Origin of the sequence: Parapedobacter soli, from assembly GCF_025460835.1 — a bacterium.
In the GTDB taxonomy this organism is placed as follows: domain Bacteria; phylum Bacteroidota; class Bacteroidia; order Sphingobacteriales; family Sphingobacteriaceae; genus Parapedobacter; species Parapedobacter soli.
On sequence record NZ_JAMXAY010000126.1, the window covers coordinates 1 to 1,595 of the forward strand.

General features: G+C 58.3%; 1 protein-coding gene. It reads right to left on the reverse strand.

All coding sequences use genetic code 11. From position 1 onward, the window contains the following. Positions 1–18: 18 nt before the first annotated feature. Positions 19–1,595, reverse strand: a 1,577-nt coding sequence (locus NGM62_RS21825) for an IS5 family transposase (RefSeq protein ID WP_262250419.1), incomplete at its 5' end; no start/stop codon positions are given.

A 1,595-nucleotide genomic window follows, 5' to 3' on the forward strand; every position in this document is an offset into this window, starting at 1 on the left:
TAGGGCCTGCTGAAAAAGTCAGCCAGCCATTTTCCATTTAAAAATTTGGCGCTGCGGCGCATACTTTCCACAGTTTCGGAACCCGGGTACCATCACAGGCGCATAACCACCCTTTGCTGAAAAAGTCACGGACCGCTTTACCACCCGGAAAATCAGGCAGAGGGATGCCCACCCGGCCAATCTGACCAGGTTGAGCACCATGATGATGCCGGCAATCCACGCTTCGCTGGTGGGTTTCAGCCGGGCCTTGATCCTGTTCATGCCGTAGGCCGTCTTGGCCTGCCCGAACTTGCCCTCCACCGGGTTGCGCTCCCCCGGCCTTACGTGTTGCACTTTCACCGCCGGGGGTCTGCCAAGGGGTTTGGCCATCAGCCGTATCCCCTTCCCCTGTAGCATACGCCGGTTCTCCCGGGTACAGTATATCTGGTCGGCCAGCACCTCGGCCGGGTAATGGCCGAACCGCCGCCGGTAACGTTCGATGTAGGTTTCCATGTGGCTCCCCTCGTTATAGGCATCCCAGCCCACCTCGTCCAGCAACGCGTAGCCGTCCACCAGGGATACATGGATCTTCGCACCGAACTCCGTGTTTGCTGTGGCCTTGCCGCGCACGATGGGGCGCACGTGCGGCTGGTGGATGCTAACAATCCGGTCGGCAATGCTCTTGGTGCGTTTGCCGTGCATCTCCCGCTGCTGGGCGTACAGGGTACGGATCACCAGGAGGTATCTTTGCTGCTTTGCATCCAGGGGAAACCAACCATAGGTGTCCAGCAACCGGTCTATCGTCCCCAGGTTACGCTTCACGTAATTCAGCTGTTTGCCGACCGCACGGCGCACCTCTTTCTTGCTGCGCCTACGCTTCTTTGCGACACCTAGGTATTCCTTGCGGGCACGGATACGATAGCTGCGTGGCTTTTCGGTGTGTCTCGACCGGTCGTACAGCGCATCGATCAGCTCCTCGGTCTTTTCCCGCGATTCGTTCAGCAATCCCAGGTCCGTGGGATAGGCGATGTCCTGCGGGCAGACCGTCGCATCGAACAGTACACGGCCACGGGGTGCCCCATCGGCCGGTTGGGTATCGGACTCTAAAAAACCCGTATCCGGAGTACCGCCGGGCTCTGCACCGCCCTGGTCATCGGGGCCACCATCGTTTCCCGGGCCGCCCTGGCGTCCCACCGCCTGACGATGAAGTGTCACGATCCGTTCGTTTATCGCGTTAAGAAGGTCTTGGCCAACACGTTTGCGCAAATCAACAAACAGCGAGGCGTCAAAAGGAAACGCTGCCGTAAAACTCGAATACCCCAAAAAGTACTGCATGTACATGTTCTCCGAAATCTGCTGTACCGTCTCACGATCGTCAAGGTTGCATAGGTGTTTGATCATCAGCGAACCGATCGCTACTCGGGGGCTAAGCCCCGGACGACCCAGATCACTTACACCAACATGTTTCAGGTACAGGTTGCTGATCTCATCCCACGGTATCCGGTTTGCCAACACAACCCAGCGGTTCCCAGCGTCCAGCTGGCGATGGAAAGGGCTCTCGAAACCCTCCAAAACCAGTTGACCCGGGCTTACGTATTCCGCGCGAACTGCACGCT